The sequence below is a fragment of the Bradyrhizobium lablabi genome (assembly GCF_900141755.1).
Taxonomy (GTDB): Bacteria; Pseudomonadota; Alphaproteobacteria; order Rhizobiales; family Xanthobacteraceae; genus Bradyrhizobium; species Bradyrhizobium lablabi_A.
Genome location: NZ_LT670844.1, coordinates 2478601 through 2499268 on the forward strand (window position 1 = coordinate 2478601; position 20668 = coordinate 2499268).

General features: G+C 62.5%; 11 protein-coding genes. 9 read left to right on the forward strand and 2 right to left on the reverse strand.

Features of this window, described 5'->3' with window-relative positions; all coding sequences use genetic code 11:
- The 3 genes from pgl to B5526_RS11580 are packed head-to-tail and all read left to right on the forward strand — an operon-like array spanning position 1 to position 2106.
- Positions 1-744: a 6-phosphogluconolactonase gene (pgl, locus tag B5526_RS11570; RefSeq protein ID WP_079538306.1), complete on the forward strand. Its 744-nt coding sequence runs from the start codon at positions 1-3 to the stop codon at positions 742-744.
- A gap of 34 nt (positions 745-778) precedes the next feature.
- Entirely contained in the window at positions 779-1297 is a 519-nt protein-coding gene (locus B5526_RS11575; RefSeq protein ID WP_079544925.1) for a gluconokinase, read from the forward strand.
- Positions 1294-2106, forward strand: a complete 813-nt coding sequence (locus B5526_RS11580) for a Cof-type HAD-IIB family hydrolase (protein WP_079538307.1) — start codon at positions 1294-1296, stop codon at positions 2104-2106. The genes B5526_RS11575 and B5526_RS11580 overlap by 4 nt, the downstream gene beginning before the upstream one ends.
- A 358-nt stretch (positions 2107-2464) precedes the next feature.
- Here B5526_RS11580 and B5526_RS11585 read toward each other — a convergent pair whose 3' ends face one another.
- Both B5526_RS11585 and malQ read right to left on the reverse strand, forming a co-directional pair.
- Positions 2465-4267 carry a glycoside hydrolase family 15 protein gene (locus B5526_RS11585; protein WP_079538308.1) on the reverse strand — a complete coding sequence of 601 codons (1803 nt, stop codon included), beginning with the start codon at positions 4265-4267 and terminating at the stop codon, positions 2465-2467.
- A 31-nt stretch (positions 4268-4298) separates the two neighbouring features.
- On the reverse strand, positions 4299-6254 hold the full coding sequence (malQ, locus tag B5526_RS11590; RefSeq protein WP_079538309.1) for a 4-alpha-glucanotransferase: 1956 nt from the start codon (positions 6252-6254) through the stop codon (positions 4299-4301).
- 200 nt (positions 6255-6454) lie between these two features.
- Between malQ and B5526_RS11595 the strand changes: the two genes are divergently transcribed.
- From B5526_RS11595 to treY, 6 genes are read left to right on the forward strand one after another with little or no spacing between them, the layout of a single operon-like run.
- On the forward strand, positions 6455-8410 hold the full coding sequence (locus B5526_RS11595) for a maltotransferase domain-containing protein (protein WP_079538310.1): 1956 nt from the start codon (positions 6455-6457) through the stop codon (positions 8408-8410).
- 6 nt (positions 8411-8416) lie between these two features.
- Positions 8417-11713, forward strand: a complete 3297-nt coding sequence (treS, locus tag B5526_RS11600) for a maltose alpha-D-glucosyltransferase (protein WP_079538311.1) — start codon at positions 8417-8419, stop codon at positions 11711-11713.
- Entirely contained in the window at positions 11710-13857 is a 2148-nt protein-coding gene (gene glgB, locus B5526_RS11605) for a 1,4-alpha-glucan branching protein GlgB (RefSeq protein WP_079538312.1), read from the forward strand. Before treS ends, glgB begins: the two co-directional genes overlap by 4 nt.
- 3 nt (positions 13858-13860) lie before the next feature.
- Positions 13861-15936: a glycogen debranching protein GlgX gene (gene glgX / locus B5526_RS11610; protein ID WP_079538313.1), complete on the forward strand. Its 2076-nt coding sequence runs from the start codon at positions 13861-13863 to the stop codon at positions 15934-15936.
- The gene (treZ, locus tag B5526_RS11615; RefSeq protein ID WP_079538314.1) at positions 15933-17699 is read left to right on the forward strand and encodes a malto-oligosyltrehalose trehalohydrolase; all 1767 of its coding nucleotides are present in this window, start codon (positions 15933-15935) and stop codon (positions 17697-17699) included. The genes glgX and treZ overlap by 4 nt, the downstream gene beginning before the upstream one ends.
- Entirely contained in the window at positions 17699-20494 is a 2796-nt protein-coding gene (treY, locus tag B5526_RS11620; protein ID WP_079538315.1) for a malto-oligosyltrehalose synthase, read from the forward strand. The genes treZ and treY overlap by 1 nt, the downstream gene beginning before the upstream one ends.
- The last annotated feature ends 174 nt before the right edge of the window (positions 20495-20668 follow it).

A 20668-nucleotide genomic window follows, 5' to 3' on the forward strand; every position in this document is an offset into this window, starting at 1 on the left:
ATGGCAGCCGGCGATCAACGCAAGGTCATCCCGGTTGCCGATCCGGCGGCGCTTGCGCAAATCGCCGCGGACCGCGTCCTGGCAAGAATTTCAGCCAACAGCGGTCGGGTGGCGATCTGCCTGACCGGCGGATCGAGCCCGACAAAGCTCTATCGATTGCTCGCGACCGATCCCTATCGAAGCCGGATCCCGTGGCATCGCGTGCACTGGTTCATCGGCGATGAGCGCTTCGTTCCCGCCAGCGATCCGCGCAACAACATGGCGATGGCGCGACGGACATTTCTCGACGCTTGCGCGCCGGCGGCCAACGTACATCCGATTGCGACCGACACCGCCGATCCCGAACAATCGGCGCATGCCTATGAACGCGAGTTGAAATCGTTTTATGGCGCTGAAAACCTCGATCCGGCCAGGCCATTATTCGAGATGGTGTTGTTGGGAGTTGGCCCGGACGGTCATATCGCATCGCTATTTCCGGAATATCCGGCGATCAAAGAGGCCACGCGCTGGGTGGTCGGTGTCCCCGAGGCCCATGTCGAACCCTTCGTGCCGCGGGTGTCGCTGACGCTGCCGGCGCTGAATTCTTGCCGCGAAATCCTGTTCGAAATCGCAGGCGCCGAAAAGCGCGCGATCTTGACGCGCGTGTTTGATGGCGAGAACCTGCCGGCGAGCCGCGCGCGTGCCATGGGCGAGACGATCTGGCTCGTGGATCAGGCCGCGCTGCCGGAGGATTTTCGTGGGTGATCAATCCAGCCAAATGCCCTGCGTGCTGGTCGTGATGGGCGTATCGGGATCGGGCAAGAGCACAATTGGGGAGAAGCTCGCCGCGCAGCTCGGCTGCATTTACGAGGATGGCGACAGGTTTCACCCCGCCAGCAATGTCGCGAAGATGAGCGCCGGCCAGCCCCTGGCCGATGAAGACCGCTGGCCCTGGCTGCGCGCGATCGCCGAGGAGATCGACCGGGTCTGCGAGGCCGGCGAACACGCGGTGATCGCCTGCTCCGCGCTGAAGCGGGCCTATCGCGAGATCCTCGTGCATGGACGGACCGATGTCCGCATCATCTATCTCAAGGGCACGCAGGACCTGATCGCAGGCCGCCTCACCCGCCGCAAAGGTCATTTCATGCCGCCAGGGTTATTGGAGAGCCAGTTCAAGACGCTCGAGCCGCCAGGCGAGAGCGAGAATCCCCTGACGGTATCCATCGACGCGCCGGCCGACGCCATTGTCGATGACATCGTCCGCCAGTTGCGACAAACACCCGCTGTCGTCAGCGCACCGCGCAGGAACCGATCATGACCCGCATCGCGCTCGTTGTATCCGATGTCGACGGCACGCTCGTGACCAAAGACAAGACCCTGACCGACCGCGCCAGGGCTGCGGTGCGGCGATTGCACGATGCCGGCATCGGATTCACCGTCACGTCCAGCCGCCCGACCATCGGCATGCGGTTTCTGATCGAGCCGCTAGCGATCACGCTGCCGGTCGGGGCTTTCAACGGCAGCTGCATCGTCGATCCGCAACTGAACCCGATCGAGCAGCACCTGATCCCGCCGGCCGCGGTGCAGCGCAGTCTCGATATCATGAACCAATTCGGTGTCGATATCTGGCTGTTCACCAGCGACCTCTGGCTCACCCGGCATCCCGATGGCGATTACGTCCCGCATGAGAAGCGCGCGATCCGTGCCGATCCGACCATCGTTGCGGATTTTGCGCCGTACCTTGAGACCGCCTGCAAGATCGTCGGCTCATCCGCCGATGCGGCGCTGCTGCAACGCTGCGAAGCCACGATGCAGCAGGCATTGGGGTCAGCGGCCACCGCCGTCCGCTCGCAAAGCTATTATCTCGACATCACGCCGCCGGGCTACGATAAGGGCACCTTTGTCGAGGCGATCGCGAAGCGTCTCGGTATTTCGACCGATGCGGTCGCGACCATCGGCGACATGCAGAACGATCTCGCGATGTTTCGCAAGAGCGGCATGTCGATCGCGATGGGCAATGCCACCGACGACGTCAAGAAGATAGCGACGCAGGTCACGACCTCCAATGAGGACGAAGGCTTTGCCGGGGCGATCGAGATGATCTTGAAGCGGAACGAGGCGGGCTAGAGCGTGATGACTTTAGGTTGAGGCACAGCGGTGACTTCTCCCTCGCCCCGCTCTTGCGGGGAGAGGGTTGGGGTGAGGGGCTGTTTCCGCGAATGCTGAAGCACAACGCATGCGGAGAATCCCCCTCACCCGGATCGCTGCGCGACATAGCCGAAGCTTCGCTTCGGCGTCCTTCTTATCTAAGGACGGCCGCCGAAGGCGGCCTATGCCTCTCCCCGCAAGCGGGGCGAGGTGATCGAACTTGCGCAGGCGACGATTCAACTCAAAATCATCATGCTCTAGTCGATTGCTCATCGGGCGGCGCTTTGCGCCGACCCGTTGGCTTGGCCGGGACGACGTCTATTATTTGTCTGCGGAGCTAAGTCGCCCGCTGCATCACCCGCTTCTCCAGCGGCCGCCTCGCATCGCTGAGATTGTGGGCGGTATTGATCAGCGCGATATGGGTCAGCGCCTGCGGGAAATTGCCGGTCTGGCGGCCGACGCCGGGATCGTATTCCTCCGCCAACAGGCCGAGATCGTTGGCGACCGCGACCACGCGGCCGAACAGCGCCTCCGCTTTGGCAGTCTCGCCGGCCAGCACATAGGCATCCGCCAGCCAGAGGCTGCAGGCGAGGAAGGCGCCTTCGATCGGCTGCTTCTCATCCGAGATTTCGCGAGGATCGTGCCGCAGCACGAATCCATCCCGCATCATATATTTTTCGATGGCCCTGATCGTGCCGAGAACGCGCGGGTCGGAGGCGGGCAGAAAGCCGACGCAGGGCATCAAGAGGATGCTGGCATCGAGCAGATCCGAGCCGTAAGATTCGACGAACGCGTTCAACTTGGGATCAAATCCCTTCTCGCAGACATCGCGGCAGATGCTATCGCGCAATCCTCGCCAGCGATCGAGCGGCGCGTCGAAGCCGAATTTTTCGGCGCTCTTGATGCCGCGGTCGAACGCGACCCAGGTCATCACCTTCGACGAAACATAATGCTTGCCCGCGCCACGGCGCTCCCAGATACCGTGGTCGGGCTCGTCCCATACCTCCTCCAGATGCTGAAGTACCGCGAGTTCCAGGGCCCAGGTCTCTTCGTCGAGCTTCAGATTGGCCACGCGCGATTGGTGAAACGCGTCGATCAATTCGCCATAGACATCGAGCTGAAGCTGGGCATGGGCGGCATTGCCGACCCGAACCGGCCGCGCGCCTTCGTAACCCAACAACCAGCCGGCCTCCCATTCCAACAGGCGCCGCTGACCCATGATGCCGTACATGATCTGCATGTTCGCCGGCCAGCCGGCGGCGGCGCGCAGCAGCCAATTGTGCCAGGCCGCGGCCTCCTCGGTATAGCCGGAGTTCATCAATGCCAGCAGCGTAAAGGTGGCGTCGCGCAGCCAGCAGAAGCGGTAATCCCAGTTACGGGCGCCGCCCAGCTTTTCCGGCAGCGATGTCGTTGGCGCAGCAACAATGCCGCCGGTCGGCCCATAGGTCAGGGCTTTCAGGGTGATCAGCGAACGCTTCACGAGATCGCGGTGCTCGCCCTGATACGTGCAATGGCTGCTCCACTCGGTCCAGAAGTCCAACGTGTCCTGCAAGGCCCGGGCGGGATCGATCGGCTCCGGCAGCGGCAAATGCGAAGGCCCGTAGGTGAGCACGAAGGGAATGGTTTCGCCTTCGCGGACCTCGAAATTTGCCACCGTCGTCAAATCCTCGCCGCGGGTTTCGACCGGTGTTCGCAGCACGGTCATGTCCTGCCCGGCAATCGCCAGCAGCGCGCCGTCCTCGGTTCGCCTGACCCAGGGAATATCGACGCCGAAGTCGAACCGGATGACGAGCTGCATCTGCAGCCTCACCTTGCCCGCAACCCCGCGCACCAGCCGGACCACGTCGGAGGCCTTGCCGCGCGGCGGCATGAAATCGATCAGCTCGATTGTCCCGTTTGCGGTCTCGAACCGCGTTTCGAGGATCAGCGTATTGTCCCAATAGCGGCGCGAGGATTTTTTCACCTCTTCCGCCGGCTCGATCAGCCAGCGGCCGTTGCGGTTCGTGCCGAGCAGCGCCGCAAAGCAGGCATCGGAATCGAACGCGGGCCAGCACAGCCAGTCGATCGATCCGTCGCGGCCGACCAAGGCCGCAGTTTCGCAATCGCCGATCAGGCCGTAGTCTTCGATCCTTGAGGGCAATATTCTTTCCCCCGCTGCAAGGCCTGAGGCGTCAGTTCGCCGCGCGTGTCCGTACCGCCGTCGCGGCCTTCAGCGCAGGAACGTCGATTGCCGCGGCGATTTCTTCGATCGCGACCGGCAGCCGCTGCCGCCAGTTCGGATGTTCGTTGACGGTGCCGGGAATATTGGGCTGGTCGATCACGCCCAACAGATCTTCCAGCGAGATCGCCAGCAGGCGGGACTTGGTCCGTGCCAGAAAGCTGACCACCGCATAGAGATCATGTTGGTGGATCGCGTGATGCCGCAGCAGCTCGCTCAGCATCCCCAGGGCATGCCAGCGCGCATCGTCGCTCTCGCCGGGATCGATCCCGAGCGAGCGTTTCAGCTTCAGATCGCTGAACGAGCGCCAGCCCGCATAGGTCGAGAGATCGTGGGTGTTGAAGGTGACCAGCGCGTTGGACAAATAATGGTCCATACCCCGAAACGCGCCATGGTCGTCGCGCTCGAACATCATCACCTGGTACGACCATATGCCCCAATCGGCCATCTGCTCGCGAAAGCCTTCCGGCACGGTGCCGAGGTCCTCGCCGATCACGACGCAGCGATGCGCCACGCTCTCCTGCGCGGTCACGGCCAACAGCGCCTCGAACGGCATTTGCACATAGACGCCTTCTTTGGCGGCAAAGCCGTGCGGCACGAGATAGAGCCGCTTTAGTCCGAGCACGTGATCGAGCCGTATCGCGCCCGCATAGCGCATCGACGCCCGCAGCATCTCCCGAAACGGCCCGAACGCCTCCATTTCCAGGCCCGCGGCGTTAAAGCCGGCGAGGCCCCAATTCTGGCCCACGGTGTTCAGCGGATCGGGCGGCGCGCCGACGGCGAGATGGCGGGAAATCGCGCGCTGCTCGTTCCAGGCATCGAAGCCGTCCGATTGCACGCCGACGGCGACATCGAGGTAGAGACCGACCTTCATGCCAAGCCGACGGGCGAGATCGCGGCAGGCGCGCAACTGCCGGTCGGCGACCCATTGCACGAATTCGACGAATTCGACCTCGGCGGCATCCGGGCCCTCGCGCAGGCTGGCGCATTTGGCCGCGTCAGGCTGCTGCCATTCCGCGGGCCATTCCCACCACGGCTTGTTGAATTTATGCCGCAGCGCTTCAAAACAGGCGAACCGCGACAGCAACGCCCCGCGCTCGGCGCGAAACCTCATGAAATCGCGCTGGCGCCCGGTTGCCGGGTCAGCGCTGAATTTCTTGAAAGCCGATCGCAGCGCCCGCCATTTGAGCTCGGCAACACCGACATAGTCGACGATCTCGCCCGCTCTCAGCCGGGCGAGGCTGTCGCCAATTCCGGCCAGAGCGCCGGGCTCAAATTCGCTTATCTTTTCGACGTCGATATAGAGCGCGTTCAGAAACAGTCGGCTGTTCGGCGAATACGGGCTGCAATCACCGGGGCGGTCGTCGAACAGCGCGTGCAGCGGATTGAGCCCGACGCCGTCGGCGCCCAAATGCGCTGCCAGTTCGATCAGGGCTTCGAGGTCGGTGAAATCGCCCATTCCCCAATTGCGCGCCGAGCGGACGCCATAGAGCTGGACCGCCAGCATCCAGCAGCGGTCGAAATCGCCGCCGAACGCCCTTGGCGGCGCCACAACCAACGGCGCTTCTTCGGTGAGCGCGGCGGCGTCCGTCAGGTGCAGGCGGTAGGAGCCGACCGGCAAATCGGCCGGCCAGGCGATGAGGCGGTCATGGGCCTCGCCCTCGGCGATAACCTTAAGACCGTCAACGATTTTCCACCGCAGCGGAAACGTGGCAGCCTTGACTCCGGTCCGCGAGGGCCGGCCGGACCGAACCGCCACCACGCCGTCGAGAAGCCGGTGCGGCAACGGGGCCGGCAGGCCATCGAGGATTATCTTCAGGGCGGCTTCGCCTGTCACATGCAGGTGACCCTGACCGTCCACAAATTCGGTCTGGATTCCCAGCTCTTTGGCTCTGGTGAAAAGGTCCATTAGGCACGCCGTTTGCACGCGACGGTTCGAGATGTCGCGAAATTCTCTAGATGCAGGAAGAGGATAGCCGTGCTTAACTCTCAGGCGTCCCCGGTGTTCCCCGGGAACCAATGCCCGGCGAACGGCTTTCTATATAGGTCCGGAGCGTCTCCTTTCCCGCAATCGAAACGGGACGTTTCTTCCATGTCAATGGCATCACCGTGAACAAAACAGCCCAGACTGTCGAAAGCGCCGCGGCCGGCGGCGCTTTCTATATTGAGGATATCTATCCGCTGGTGGACGGCGGCCGCTTTCCTGTCAAGCGTATCGCTGGCGAACGCGTCGAAGTTTGGGCGGATATCTATCGCGACGGGCACGATGTGATCCGCGCGGCGCTGCTCTGGCGTCGCGAGCGCGACGGGGAATGGCGCCGCGAGCCGATGACCCATCACACCGACGACCGCTGGAGCGGATCGTTCGTCCCCGATCATCCCGGCCGCCATGTCTATGCGATCGAGGCCTGGACCGATGAATTCGCCACCTGGCGGCACGCTTTCGAGCTCAAGCAAAAAGCCGGCGTCGATCTCGCCCTCGACGCGCTCGAAGGCGCGGGTATGCTGACCAAGGCGCAGGCCGGCGGCCCCGCCGCGGCCGCCATCATCCTGCGGCAATGCGAGGATTTTCTGCAGACCGGCGAGGCCGCGCCCCTGTTGACCGATGAGTTGCAGGACGCCATGGCCGAAAGCCAATTGCGGCCCGACCTGACACGATCGCGGTTGTTTCCCTTGATGGCGGACCGGCCGCGGGCGCGCGCCGGCGCCTGGTACGAGATGGTGCCGCGCAGCCAGGGCGAGAGGCCGGACCAGCACGGCACATTCAAGGATTGCATCGCGCGGCTACCCGATATCGCGGCGATGGGCTTTGACGTGGTTTATCTGACGCCGATCCACCCCATCGGCCGCACCAACCGCAAGGGCCGCAACAACGCGGCGATTTCGGTCGAAGGCGATCCGGGAAATCCCTACGCCATCGGGTCAACCGAAGGCGGCCATGATACGGTGCATCCGGAATTGGGCACGCTGGAGGACTTCCGCGAATTCGTTTCGGCCTGCAAGCGGCTCGACATGGAAGTCGCGCTCGACTTCGCCGTGCAATGCTCGCCCGATCATCCCTGGCTCAAGGACCATCCGCAATGGTTCAGGCGGCGGCCCGACGGCTCGATGCGCTATGCAGAGGATCCGCCCAAAAAACACGAGGACTTCGTCTATCCCGATTTTTCGTCCGAAGATGCGCCCGCGCTGTGGAATGCCTTGCGCGAAATGGTGCTGTTCTGGATCGAACAGGGGGTCCATATTTTCCGGGTCACGGACCCCCATACCAAGCCGTTTCGGTTCTGGGAATGGCTGATCTGCGACGTTCAGCTCCGCCATCCCGAAACCATGTTCCTTGCCGGCAGCTTTGCCGGGCCGAAGCCGATGAAGGGGCTTGCCAAGCTTGGCTTCACGCAATCGGTGACCTACTTCACCTCGCGAACGCAGAAGTCGGAACTCGAGCAATATCTGAATGAGCTGACGGCCTATCCGGTGCGCGATTTTCTTCGCCCGAATTTCTTTGTCTCTACGCCCGACAACCTGGCTTACCATCTGCAGGGCGGCGAGCCCTGGATGTTCAAATCCCGCGCTGCCCTTGCCGCCACGCTGTCAGCGAGCTACGGCATCTATAACGGGTACGAACTGCTGGAGCACGATCCGCTCCCCGGCAAGGAGGAATATCTCGATTCGGAGATGTACGAGATCAAGGCGCGCGACTGGGACAAGCCCGGCAACATGAAGCCCTACATCCGCGATCTGAACCGCGCCCGGCGGGAAAACGCGGCGCTGCAACAAACCAGCAATCTGCGCTTTATCCGGATCGATGACGGGAATGTTATCGGCTTCGTCAAGGAATCGGTCAATCAGACCAATAGCGTCGTCGCGGCGATCGCCCTGTCGCGCGAGGCGCATGAGTTTTGGCTTCCACTCGGAGATATCCAGGTCGGCATGCAAGGCGATCGACGCAATGTCACCGCGGTCGAGAACGTGATCACCGGCGAACGCTACCCCCTTGAGTGGGGCGGCATCCGCCTGCGCATCGATCCGATGCACGATCCGGCCTTGCTGTTTCGCTGCCTGGCGTGAGGCGCCATGAAGCCATTATCATCCATCGACGCCACCGAGCTGCCGGTCACCGCGCTGGATGCCGACGAGCTTTGGTACAAGGATGCCATCATCTATCAGCTTCACGTCAAGGCCTTTGCCGACAGCAACAATGACGGCATCGGCGATTTCGCAGGCCTGACCGAAAAGCTCGGCTATCTGCAGGACCTCGGCGTCACCGCGTTGTGGCTGTTGCCGTTCTACCCCTCACCCGGCCGCGATGACGGCTATGACATCGCCGACTACGGCTCCATCAATCCCGATTTCGGGACCATGAAGGACTTTCGGCGCTTCATCACCGAGGCCAAGCGGCTGGGATTGCGGGTCATCACCGAACTCGTCGTCAACCATACGTCCGACCAGCACGACTGGTTCAAGCGCGCCCGCCGCAGCGACCCGAAGTCGAGCGCGCGCAACTGGTATGTGTGGAGCGACACCGACCAGAAATATCAGGGTACGCGGATCATCTTCACCGATACCGAGAAGTCGAACTGGACCTGGGACTCGGAAGCCGGCCAATTCTACTGGCACCGCTTCTTCTCGCACCAGCCGGATCTGAATTTCGACAATCCGCGCGTCGTCAGCGCCATCGTCAAGGTGATGAAACGCTGGCTCGATGCCGGCGTCGACGGCTTCCGTCTCGATGCCATTCCCTATCTGTGCGAGCGCGAGGGCACCAGCAACGAGAACCTCCCCGAGACCCACGCCATCATCAAAAAGCTGCGCGCCGAACTCGACGCCTACGCCAAGGGCAAGTTGCTGCTGGCGGAAGCCAATCAATGGCCGGAGGATGTGCAGGAATATTTCGGCCAGGGTGATGAATGCCAAATGGCGTATCATTTCCCGCTGATGCCGCGGATCTACATGGCGATCGCCCAGGAGGACCGCTTCCCGATCACCGACATCCTGCGCCAGACCCCGGATATCCCCTCCAGGTGCCAGTGGGCGCTGTTCTTGCGCAACCACGACGAACTGACGCTGGAAATGGTCACGGACGTCGAGCGCGACTATCTGTGGTCGACCTACGCCAACGATCCCCGCGCCCGCATCAATGTCGGTATTCGCCGGCGCCTGGCGCCCTTGATGGACAATGACCGGCGCAAGATCGAATTGATGAACTCGCTGCTGTTGTCGTTTCCGGGCACGCCGATCATCTATTACGGCGACGAGATCGGTATGGGCGACAACATCTATCTCGGCGACCGCAACGGCGTGCGCACGCCGATGCAGTGGACGCCGGACCGCAACGGCGGCTTCTCCCGCGCAGACCCCGCGCGGCTTTACGCGCCGACCATCATGGATCCGGTCTATGGCTATGAGGCGGTCAATGTCGAGGCGCAGTCGCGCAGCCTGTCTTCGCTCTTGAGCGCAAACAAGAAGCTGATCGCGGTGCGCAAGTCGACGCTGGCGTTCGGCCGCGGCACCATGACCTTCATCCGCCCGGCCAATCGCTCGGTGCTGGCCTATGTCCGGCAGTATCAGGACGAAGTCATTCTCTGCGTCGCCAACCTGTCCCGTTCGGCGCAAGCGACTGAACTCGACCTTTCCGCCTGGAAGGATCGCATACCGCTGGAGATGCTTGGCCGCAGCCGCTTTCCGGCGATCGGCGAATTTCCCTATATGATCACGCTGGGGCCGTATGGCTACTACTGGTTCCAGCTCAAGGAGCGCGACAAGTCCGAGCACGTGCAACCAACCGTGGTGCCGGAATTCGAGACCCTGGTGGTACCGCTCAATGCGACCTGGGTGTCGTTGGCCCGCACCCGCGGCGTGTTCGAACGCGACGTCCTGCCGGGGCATCTGGCGCGAACCCGCTGGTATCCGGAGCATTCGCCGAAGGCGATCCAGCCGACATTGACTTCGGCGATCCCGTTTTGCGATATCGGCGACAACCGGCCCTGGCTTGCGTTCTTTGAGGCGACCCAAAAGGGCGAGACGACGCGGTACGTATTGCCGATGCGGATCGAGTGGGTGCGCTTCGATCGCGAGCGCTATAACCCGCACGCATTTGCCGCCGTACGCCAGGGGGCGCGCGAAGGCACGTTGCTGGACGTTGCGACCGACCAGATATTCATGGCGCTGCTGCTGCGCAATCTCCGCGAAGCCCTGACCGTCGAGGAAAGCGGCCTGCGCCTTGAATTTCGGCCGACCGCCAAGCTTTCCGATGGGCCGATCAAGACTCCCGAGCATATCCGCGCCGTCGAAGCCGAGCGACCCGACAGCACGGCGCTGGTGGACCATGATTATGTCGTGAAGGTATTTCGCAAACTCGAAGACGGCGCCAACCCCGAAATCGAGATGGGGCGGTTCTTTACCGAGGTCGCGGGCTTTGCCAACACACCGGCGCTGCTCGGCAGCGTCGAGCTGGTGGAAGGCAACCAGCGAAGCGCGATCGCGGCCGTTCATGCCTTCGTTCAAAACCAGGGCGACGGCTGGACCGTGACTTCGGCCTATCTCGATCGCTTCGTCGACGAGCAGCGCCTGCTGGCGGCAAGCGAGCATGCGGGCGGAAGCGAGGAGCAGGTCCCCTATCTGCGTTACATGGCGCAGATTGGACGGCGCGTCGCCGAGATGCACCTTGCGCTCGCGGCAAGCAACCAACTCGCCGATTTTGCGCCGGAACCGATCCGGCCTGACCTCGTTAGCGATTGGATCGAAGAAAGACTTGCCCGCGCCGAGCGGACCTTTGACGCATTGAAGCAAAAACGCGATACGATCAGAGAGGTCGATCGTCCGCTGGTCGATCAGGCCCTGGCGCAAGGCGCGGCCTTGCGCGACCGCCTCGGCGCGTTGCTGCCGTCGGATATCGAGGGCCTGAATATCCGTCACCATGGCGACCTCCATTTGGGACAGATACTGATCGTCAAGGACGACGTCTTCATCGTCGATTTCGCCGGCGAGCCCGGCCGTACGCTGGAAGAGCGCCGGCGCAAGGCGCCCGCGGCGCGCGACGTCGCGGCCCTGATCCGGTCGATCGACTATTCGGCCAACGCTGCGCTTGAGCGCGCGCTCAAGGTCGCGCCCGATGAGCAGGGCAAGCTTGGGGCAGCGCTCGCGGAATGGCGCGATCGCGCGGCCGCGACATTTCTTGCTGCCTATCGCGAGACCATGGCAAATGCACCCCTGTGGCCGGCCGATCCGCGGGCCGGCGACGAGATGCTGCAGTTCTTTCTGCTCGACAAGACGCTTGCCGAGATCGAATACGAGTTGGCGAACAGGCCTGACTGGCTGCGCGTCCCGCTCCGCGGGATGCTTCGACTGTTGCATGCGAACGAGGCCTCATGACCAAACTGTCCGCGGAGGCCTATGCGATTGTCGAAGGCCGTCACTCCGATCCTTTTCACTATCTCGGCCTTCACACCGAGGGCGACAAAACCGTAGTCCGCGCGTTTCTGCCCGAAGCTTCGAACGTCGAGGCAATCGGCGAGCACGGCGAAGCGGCAACGCTCTCGCGCATTCATGACGCCGGCCTGTTCGCAGGCTCCCTGCCGAACGGCTCCAAGCGCTACCAGTTGCGCGCGCGCTTCGGCGAGACGGTGGTCGATCTCGACGATCCCTACCGCTTTCCGCCCGTCCTGAGCGACTTCGATCTGTATCTTCTGGGCGAAGGCACCCATCAGCGGATCTACGACAAGCTTGGCGCGCATCCGATAACGCTCGACGGCGTTCCCGGCATAGCCTTTGTGGTGCTGGCGCCGAACGCGCGGCGGGTCAGCGTGGTCGGAGATTTCAATTTCTGGAATCCGCGGCGGCATCCGATGCGCGTACGCGGCATCGGCTATTGGGAATTGTTCGTGCCTCATGCCACCGTCGGCGATCATTATAAATTCGATATCATCGGTCCGCAGGGCCAGCATTTGCCGCTGAAAGCCGACCCTCTGGCCTTTGCCGCCGAAATACGCCCGAGCACCGCGTCGATTGTGTTCGACGAGGCAACACTGCCGCACCCGCGCCCGGCGCCCGCCAATGTCAACGCGCGCAGCGCGCCGATGTCGATCTACGAGGTCCATCTCGGCTCGTGGCGGCGCAAGGGCCATAATGAATGGCTGACCTATCGTGAGCTCGCCGATCAGCTGCCGCGCTATGCCCACGACCTCGGCTTTACCCATGTCGAATTTATGCCCGTCAACGAGCACCCGTTCGACGGCTCATGGGGCTATCAGCCGACCGGCATGTATGCGCCGACCAGCCGCTTCGGCGGACCCGCTGATTTTTCCGCTTTGGTCGACGCCTGCCATCGCGAAGGTCTCGGCGTCCTGCTCGACTGGGTGCCCGGGCATTTCCCCGACGATCCGCACGGCCTCGGCAATTTCGACGGCACCGCGCTGTACGAGCACGCCAACCCGCTGCAGGGACGCCACCTCGACTGGGGCACGCTGATTTACAACTACGGCCGCACCGAGGTTGTAAACTTCCTGGTGTCGAACGCGCTGTTCTGGCTGGAGCGTTACGCCGTCGACGGCCTGCGCGTCGATGCGGTCGCCTCCATGCTTTATCTCGACTATAGCCGGCCCGCGGGCGGCTGGATTCCGAACAAATTCGGCGGCCGGGAGAATCTCGACGCCATCGCGTTTCTGCGCCGCTTCAATACCGAAGTGTTCGCGCGTTTTCCGCAGGCCACAACGGCTGCGGAAGAATCGACCTCATGGCCGCAAGTTTCGGGTCCGGTCGAATTTGGCGGGCTGGGCTTCGGCTACAAATGGAACATGGGCTGGATGCACGACACGCTGAAGTACATCTCCAAGGATCCGATCCACCGCAAATATCATCACGGCGACATCCTGTTCGGCCTGCATTATGCATTTTCGGAGAATTTCATCCTGCCGCTCTCGCATGACGAAGTCGTTCACGGCAAGCGCTCGATCCTGGGGCGGATGCCCGGCGACGACTGGCAGCGCTTTGCCAATTTGCGCGCCTATTACAGCTTCATGTTCGGCCATCCCGGCAAGAAATTGATGTTCATGGGCTGCGAGTTCGGCCAGGAACGCGAATGGAGCCATGATCGCTCGCTCGACTGGCATCTGCTCGAACAGAAGAAATATGCCGGCATCCAGGCGCTGATCCGCGATCTCAACCGGCTTTACCGCGCGCTGCCGGCGCTGCATGAACTGGATTGCGAGCCATCCGGCTTCGAATGGCTCGTGACCGACGACGCCAATGGCAACGTTTTCGGATGGATGCGCAAGGGCAACGATGCCCGCGCGCGATGCCTCGTGGTGGTGAATTTTTCGCCGAATGTATATTACAATTATCGCATCCCTGTGCAGATCGCAGGCAAGTGGCACGAAGTGCTCAATTCGGACTCCTCGCATTACGGCGGCAGCAATGTCGGTAATGTCGGCGAAGTCCTCACCCTGGACGGCCCCGCCCCCGCGCTCAGTCTCACCATTCCGCCCCTGGCTGCTATTTTTCTCGTACCGGAAAGCTAACGCATGCGTCTGTCCGCCGGAACGTCCGCACGCCTCGGTGCAAGCTGGGACGGCAGGGGCACCAATTTTGCGTTGTTCTCGGCCAATGCGCAGAAGGTCGAGCTTTGTTTGTTTGACAGCCAGGGCCGCCGCGAACTCGAACGCATCGAACTACCGGAACGCACCGAGGATGTCTGGCACGGCTATCTGAACGACGTTTCGCCCGGACAGCTCTATGGCTATCGCGTTCATGGGCCTTACCAGCCCGAGCACGGCCACCGCTTCAACGCCAACAAGCTGCTGCTAGACCCCTATGCCAGGCGGCTTGCCGGACGGCTGGTATGGACCGACGCGCATTTCGCCTATCGCACCGGCAGCCCGCGCGAGGACCTCTCGTTCGATCGCCGTGACAATGCGCGGGCCATGCCGAAGGCGGTCGTGGTCGACGAAACCTTCAATTGGGGCCGCCGCGAAATGCGCCCCAATATCCCCTGGGAAGACACCATCATCTACGAAGCCCATGTCAGGGGCCTGACCCAGAAGCGCGAGGACGTGCCGCCAAATCTGCGCGGCACCTATGGCGGCCTGTCCTCGCCCGCGATGATCGAGCATCTGAGGCGGCTCGGCGTCACCACCATCGAGCTGTTGCCGGTCCACGGGCTCGTTGACGACAGGGTGCTGGTGGAGAAGAAGCTATCGAACTATTGGGGCTACAATACACTCTCCTTCTTCGCGCCGGAGCCGCGCTACTCGCAGGATAATCCGCTCGATGCCTTCCGCACCACGGTGGCGCGGCTGCACGATGCCGGCATCGAGGTGATGCTCGACGTCGTCTATAATCACACCGCCGAGGGCAACCATATGGGCCCGACGCTGTCGTTCCGCGGCATCGACAACGCCTCCTATTACGTGCTGAAGCCGGAAAATCCGCGCTTCTACGACGATTTCACCGGCTGCGGCAGCTCGGTCAATCTCAGGCATCCCCGTGTGCTGCAGATGGTGATGGATTCGCTGCGCTACTGGGTCGAGGTCTGTCATGTCGACGGCTTCCGCTGCGATCTTGCCACCACGCTGGCGCGCGGGCCGAACGGTTTCGACCGCAACAGCGCCTTCCTCACCGCGATCCGGCAGGACCCGGTGCTGTCGTCGGTCAAACTCGTCGCCGAGCCCTGGGACCTCGGCATGGGCGGCTATCAGGTCGGCGCGTTTCCGTCGCAATGGTCAGAATGGAATGACCGCTACCGCAGCGCGATGCGACGCTACTGGAGCGGCGAAGGCAGCCTGATCGGCGAAGTCTCGAGCCGAATGACCGGCTCCTCCGACCTTTTCAACCACGACGGCCGCAAGCCGCGCGCCAGCGTCAATCACATCACCGTCCATGACGGCTTCACCTTGCAGGACTTGTTCAGTTACAACGAAAAGCACAACGAGGCCAATGGCGAAGGCAATCGCGACGGCGCAAACGATAACCACAGCACCAATTGCGGCCATGAAGGCCCGACCGACGATCCGGCGATCACGGCACTGCGCCGGCAGCTGCGGAGAAACCAGATCGCATGTCTGCTAATGGCGCAGGGGCTGCCGCTGATTCTGGCTGGCGACGAGGTCGCCAACTCGCAGTCCGGCAACAACAACGCCTATTGCCAGGACAACGAAATCGGCTGGGTCAATTGGGAGGGCCTTGGCCGCGAAGGCGACGACCTGATCAACTTCGTCGGCCACATGACCGCCTTGCGCAAACGATTTCCGCAAATCCGCTCGCATCGCTGGCTCGAAGGGCGGCGCGCGGATGGCACTTACGGCGTGTTGTGGCTGACGCCGGCGGCCGAAGACATGAAAGAAGAAGATTGGAAATTCCCCGAGGGGCGGTTTCTCGCTTACGTGCTGGGACCGATCGAGCGCGGGCAGTCGCCGATTTTCATCGTGCTGAACGCCGCCCCCGAAGAGATCGCATTCAACCTGCCGAAGATGCCGGAATACAAGAGCTGGCAGCAACTATTGAACACTGCGGACGTTAAACAAGGGACCGGTGACTTTGCATCCGGGAGCGCGGCGAAAGCACCTCCGCGTTCGGTTCTTGCATTCGTGGGGTCGGCATGAATGAGCGGCATTTCGGGGCCAGGCTGACAGCAGACGGCGCGTCATTTTGTTTATGGGCGCCGGCGGCGAAGCGCGTCGACCTGCTGCTGGAAAAATCCTATCCGCTGCGACGTGGCGAGGACGGCTGGTTTTCCGCTGACATTGCCAGCGTGAAAGCCGGCGCGCGCTACAAATTCCGGATCGACGACGAGATCGACGTGCCCGATCCGGCCTCCGCGTTTCAGCCTGACGATGTCTTTGGCCCGAGTGAAGTGATCGATCACACAGCCCACCCCTGGCGCGCCTCGCAATGGCGGGGACGGCCGTGGCAGGAAACCGTCCTGATCGAAACCCATGTCGGCAGCTTCACGCCGGAAGGCACTTACCGCGCCATGATCGACAAGCTCGATCACCTGGTGGCGTGTGGCATCACCGCGCTGGAATTGATGCCGCTTGCGGATTTCGCGGGATCGCGCAACTGGGGCTATGACGGCGTCTTGTGGTACGCGCCCGACAGCGCCTATGGACGCCCTGAGGATCTCAAAACCCTGATCGACGAGGCGCATCTGCGCGGGCTGATGGTATTTTTGGACGTCGTCTACAACCATTTCGGCCCCGAAGGAAATTACCTCGGCCGCTATGCGCCGACTTTTTTTACCGAGGCGCAGACACCATGGGGTAGCGTGATCGATTACCGCCTGCCGCAGGTGCGCGCCTTCGCCATCGAGAATGCGCTCAATTGGCTAAGCGAATATCGCTTGGACGGCCTGCGGCTCGACGCGGTGAATACCATCTCCCAGCCCGGCGAGATCTCGATGCTGCACGATCTGAGCCGCGCGGCAGGTGATCTCGCCGCGGAAACCGGCCGCCACATCCATCTGGTGGTCGAGAACGGCGACAACCTGGCGAGCTTGCTGGACGCCGAGCAAGACCCGCCGCGCGGCAAATACCGCGCGCAGTGGAACGACGATTATCATCACGCCTGGCACGTGTTGTTGACCGGAGAGACCCAGGGCTATTACGGCGACTACGCGGCCTCACCGCTACAGGACCTCGAGCGGGCGCTCAAATCCGGCTTTGTCTATCAGGGCGAGGCGTCGGCGTTTCGCGGCGGGCAATTGCGCGGCGAACCGAGCGGCCAGTTGGCGCCGACCGCGTTCGTCAATTTCCTGCAGAACCACGACCAGATCGGCAACCGCGCGCTCGGCGACCGGCTCGAAAATCATGTCAGCATTGCGGCGATCGAGGCCGCGCTGGCAATCATGCTATTGGCGCCCAACATCCCGATGCTGTTTATGGGCGAAGAGTGGGGCTCGAAAGCGCCGTTCCCGTTCTTTTGCGACTTCAAGCGCGATCTCGCGGAAGCCGTACGCAAGGGTCGGCGCCGGGAGTACGACTGGGCCTACGCGATCTATGGCAACGAGGTGCCCGATCCACTCGAACCATCGACGTTTCAATCCGCGGTGCTGGATTGGGGGGCGCGCAACGACGAGGCAGCAAAGAAACGGCTGGCCTTGGTCCAGCAACTGCTCGCGATCCGCCAACGCGAGATCGTGCCCCGGCTGGCCGGCGCGACGTTTGGCGACGCCCATGCGGCAGACAACGGTTTGTTGACGGCACATTGGCGCATGGGCGATCGCTCAAGATTGCGGTTGCTGGCCAACCTGTCGCACCGCGAGATCGCCCGTCAAAAAAGCGAAGCAACGGGCAGCCAAATCTGGGGCGGCGAGATCAGCGACCGCCTCGCACCATGGTCGGTGTTCTGGCATCTGGACGCGGGCTGATGCCTCCGGCGATTCCGATCGCGACCTACCGCCTGCAGCTGACGGCAGACTTCGACTTCGATGCGGCCGCTTCCATCGTCCCCTACCTCAAGGCGCTTGGCATCACCCATCTCTATGCCTCGCCCTTCATGAAGGCGCGCAAGGGCTCTAGCCATGGCTACGATATCGTCGATCACACCGAATTCAATCCGGAACTCGGCGGCAGCGACGGTTTTGAGCGGTTAAGCCGGGCGCTGAAGCGATACGATCTTGGGCTTATTCTCGATTTCGTTCCCAATCACGTGGGCGTGCATTTTTCCGACAATCCATGGTGGCTCGACGTGCTGGAATGGGGTCCGGCCTCGGCGCATGCGGCCTCGTTCGACATCGATTGGGACATACTGCCTCACCGGGGCCGGGCCGGCGTGCTGCTGCCGATCATCGGCTCGTCCTATGGCGAGGCGCTGGAAAAGGGCGAGATCGAACTTCGTTATGACGCCGGCGAAGGCAGTTTTTCAGCCTGGTATTTCGAGCATCGTCTGCCGATCGCGCCGGAGCGTTACAGCGAGATCTTGCGCAACGTCGTCAAAGCCGCAGGCGACGAGGATGGCGCGGCGGGAAAACACATCATCGAGCTCGCGTCGCGCTACAGGGGATTGCGCCATCCCAATCGCAAGGAAGCACCCGCCTTCAAGGCGGAGTTGAAAGCCCTCCCCGGCGCTGCCGAGATCATCGTGCGCGGCCTGGAGGCCTATCGCGCCGGGCCCGACCGCCCCGCGCCAACACTGGCGCTGCATCATTTGCTCGAACGCCAGCACTACCGGCTCGGGCACTGGCGGCTGGCTTCCAGCGACATCAATTATCGGCGGTTTTTCGACGTCAATACGCTCGCGGGATTGCGCGTCGAGGACGCAGGCACATTCAGCGCTGTCCACCAGCTGGTCAAAACGCTGATCTCGGAACAAAAGCTGCAGGGCCTGCGGCTCGATCACATCGACGGCTTGCGCGATCCCGTGCAGTATTTTCAGCGCCTGCGCCGTCTGATCCGGAATGCGCAGGGAAAGGCTGCAAAACCGTTCTATATGGTGGTCGAAAAAATTCTTGGCGAGCACGAGACGCTGCATGCCTTCGCCGGCGTCGATGGCACCACGGGCTATGAGTGGCTGAATGCCATTACAAGGGTGCTGGCCGAAGACAGCGGCCTCGACCCCCTCGACGAGGTGTGGCGGCAGATCAGCAATCAGCCGCCGAGGCTCGACCCCGTATTGAAAGAGGCGAAACGCCGGGTGCTCGAAACCCTGCTGACCAGCGAATTCACGGTGCTGACGCGCCTGCTCGCGCGGATCGCCAGCGGACATTACTCGACCCGCGATTATTCCGCCGTCGGCCTGCGGCAGGCGCTCGAACTCTACATCCTGCATTTCCCGGTCTATCGCACGTATCTTACACAAAGCGGTCCGACCGAGCGCGACCGCGCGTTGATCTCGGGCACAATCGAAAAGGCGCGCGCGGACTGGTTCGCCGCCGACGAGGGCATCTTCGATTTTCTGCGCGACACGCTGACCATGGACTTGATCAAGCCGGGCCGGGCAGCGCACAGCGCCCCGCGCGTGCGCCGCTTCGCGCTAAAACTGCAGCAGTTCACCGGTCCCGTGATGGCGAAATCGCTCGAGGATACCGCGTTCTACCGCTATCACCGCCTGCTGGCGTTCAACGAAGTCGGCGGAGACCCGTCGGCCGGGGCGCTTCCGGTCGATGCCTTTCACGACGCGATGAAAGCCCGCGCCAGGGATTGGCCGCACGGCATGACCGCGACTTCGACGCACGATACCAAACGCGGCGAGGACGCCCGCGTGCGACTATTGGCGCTAACCGAAATTCCCGGCGAATGGACCAGCGCGGTGGCGCGATGGAAAGTCATGAACGCGCCGCATCTTGTCATCGCCGGCGAGATGCGCGCGCCGTCGGCGACTTTTGAATATATGCTGTATCAGGCCCTGCTCGGCGCATGGCCCTCCGGCCACTACGACGAAACGTTCCTGGAACGGATGCAGGCCTATGCGCTGAAGGCGGCGCGGGAAGGCAAGCAGGAAACGAGCTGGCTCAATCCCAACGAAGCCTATGAGGCGGGGCTGCGCGACTTCATCGCGCGAATCCTGGATCGCTCGGTCCCGGCGGAATTTCTGAACTCGCTCGATACTTTAGCGCGGCGAACCGCGCTATTGGGGGCGCTGAATTCGCTGAGCCAGCTCACCTTGAAGGCGACGGTGCCGGGCGTGCCGGATTTCTATCAGGGAACGGAGTTTTGGGATTTGTCGCTGGTCGATCCGGATAACCGGCGACCGGTGGATTTCGCCGAACGCCGCGAGGCGCTGGCGTCGGCGGAAACGCCGGATTGGGAGAGCCTCGTGAAGAACTGGTCCAACGGCCATTTGAAGCTGGCCTGGACCCGGCATCTGCTCAAGATACGTACCGAACTCGCCGAATTGTTTGCCCATGGCGATTACGAGCCGCTGCCGGTCAGCGGGCCGCACCGCGATCATGTCATCGCCTTTGCCCGACGCCGCGGCCGCAACGCGGTGATCATCGTGGTCGCAAAATCATTCGCAGCATTTTCCGAAGGCGGCCGGGTCTGGCCCACCGCGGAAGGCTTTGACGCGTCGCTCGATGTGAGCGGCTATTCCGTGAAAGGCTTTGCCGAAGCGGATGCGACGGAGCTGCGCCTTTCCGACGTCTTCAGGCATCTGCCGGTCGCGGTATTGAAAGCCAAATTCGTGGGAGCCGTGAGGCCGGCGAGAAAGCGTGTGCGCGCTTAGATGCATCGGAAGCGAAAGGCCGCCCGGGATCGACGGCCGGACGGCCTGGCGGATGTCGTGCCGACTTGAGGTCGGTTCCCTCCCCCGCGGACTAAATATTCCAAAGAATTTGTTACCGGCAGGTTTAGAGGAATGAGCTGCGAGCGGTTTTAGTGGTCTTGTTGCAGAGCAATA

Coding starts and splice junctions, on each gene's coding strand:
- malQ (WP_079538309.1), bottom strand. CDS start 6,254: ATGGACCTTTTCACCAGAGCCAAAGAGCTGGGAATCCAGACCGAATTT.
- treZ (WP_079538314.1), top strand. CDS start 15,933: ATGAATGAGCGGCATTTCGGGGCCAGGCTGACAGCAGACGGCGCGTCA.
- B5526_RS11580 (WP_079538307.1), top strand. CDS start 1,294: ATGACCCGCATCGCGCTCGTTGTATCCGATGTCGACGGCACGCTCGTG.
- treS (WP_079538311.1), top strand. CDS start 8,417: ATGAAGCCATTATCATCCATCGACGCCACCGAGCTGCCGGTCACCGCG.
- treY (WP_079538315.1), top strand. CDS start 17,699: ATGCCTCCGGCGATTCCGATCGCGACCTACCGCCTGCAGCTGACGGCA.
- glgX (WP_079538313.1), top strand. CDS start 13,861: ATGCGTCTGTCCGCCGGAACGTCCGCACGCCTCGGTGCAAGCTGGGAC.
- glgB (WP_079538312.1), top strand. CDS start 11,710: ATGACCAAACTGTCCGCGGAGGCCTATGCGATTGTCGAAGGCCGTCAC.
- pgl (WP_079538306.1), top strand. CDS start 1: ATGGCAGCCGGCGATCAACGCAAGGTCATCCCGGTTGCCGATCCGGCG.
- B5526_RS11575 (WP_079544925.1), top strand. CDS start 779: ATGGGCGTATCGGGATCGGGCAAGAGCACAATTGGGGAGAAGCTCGCC.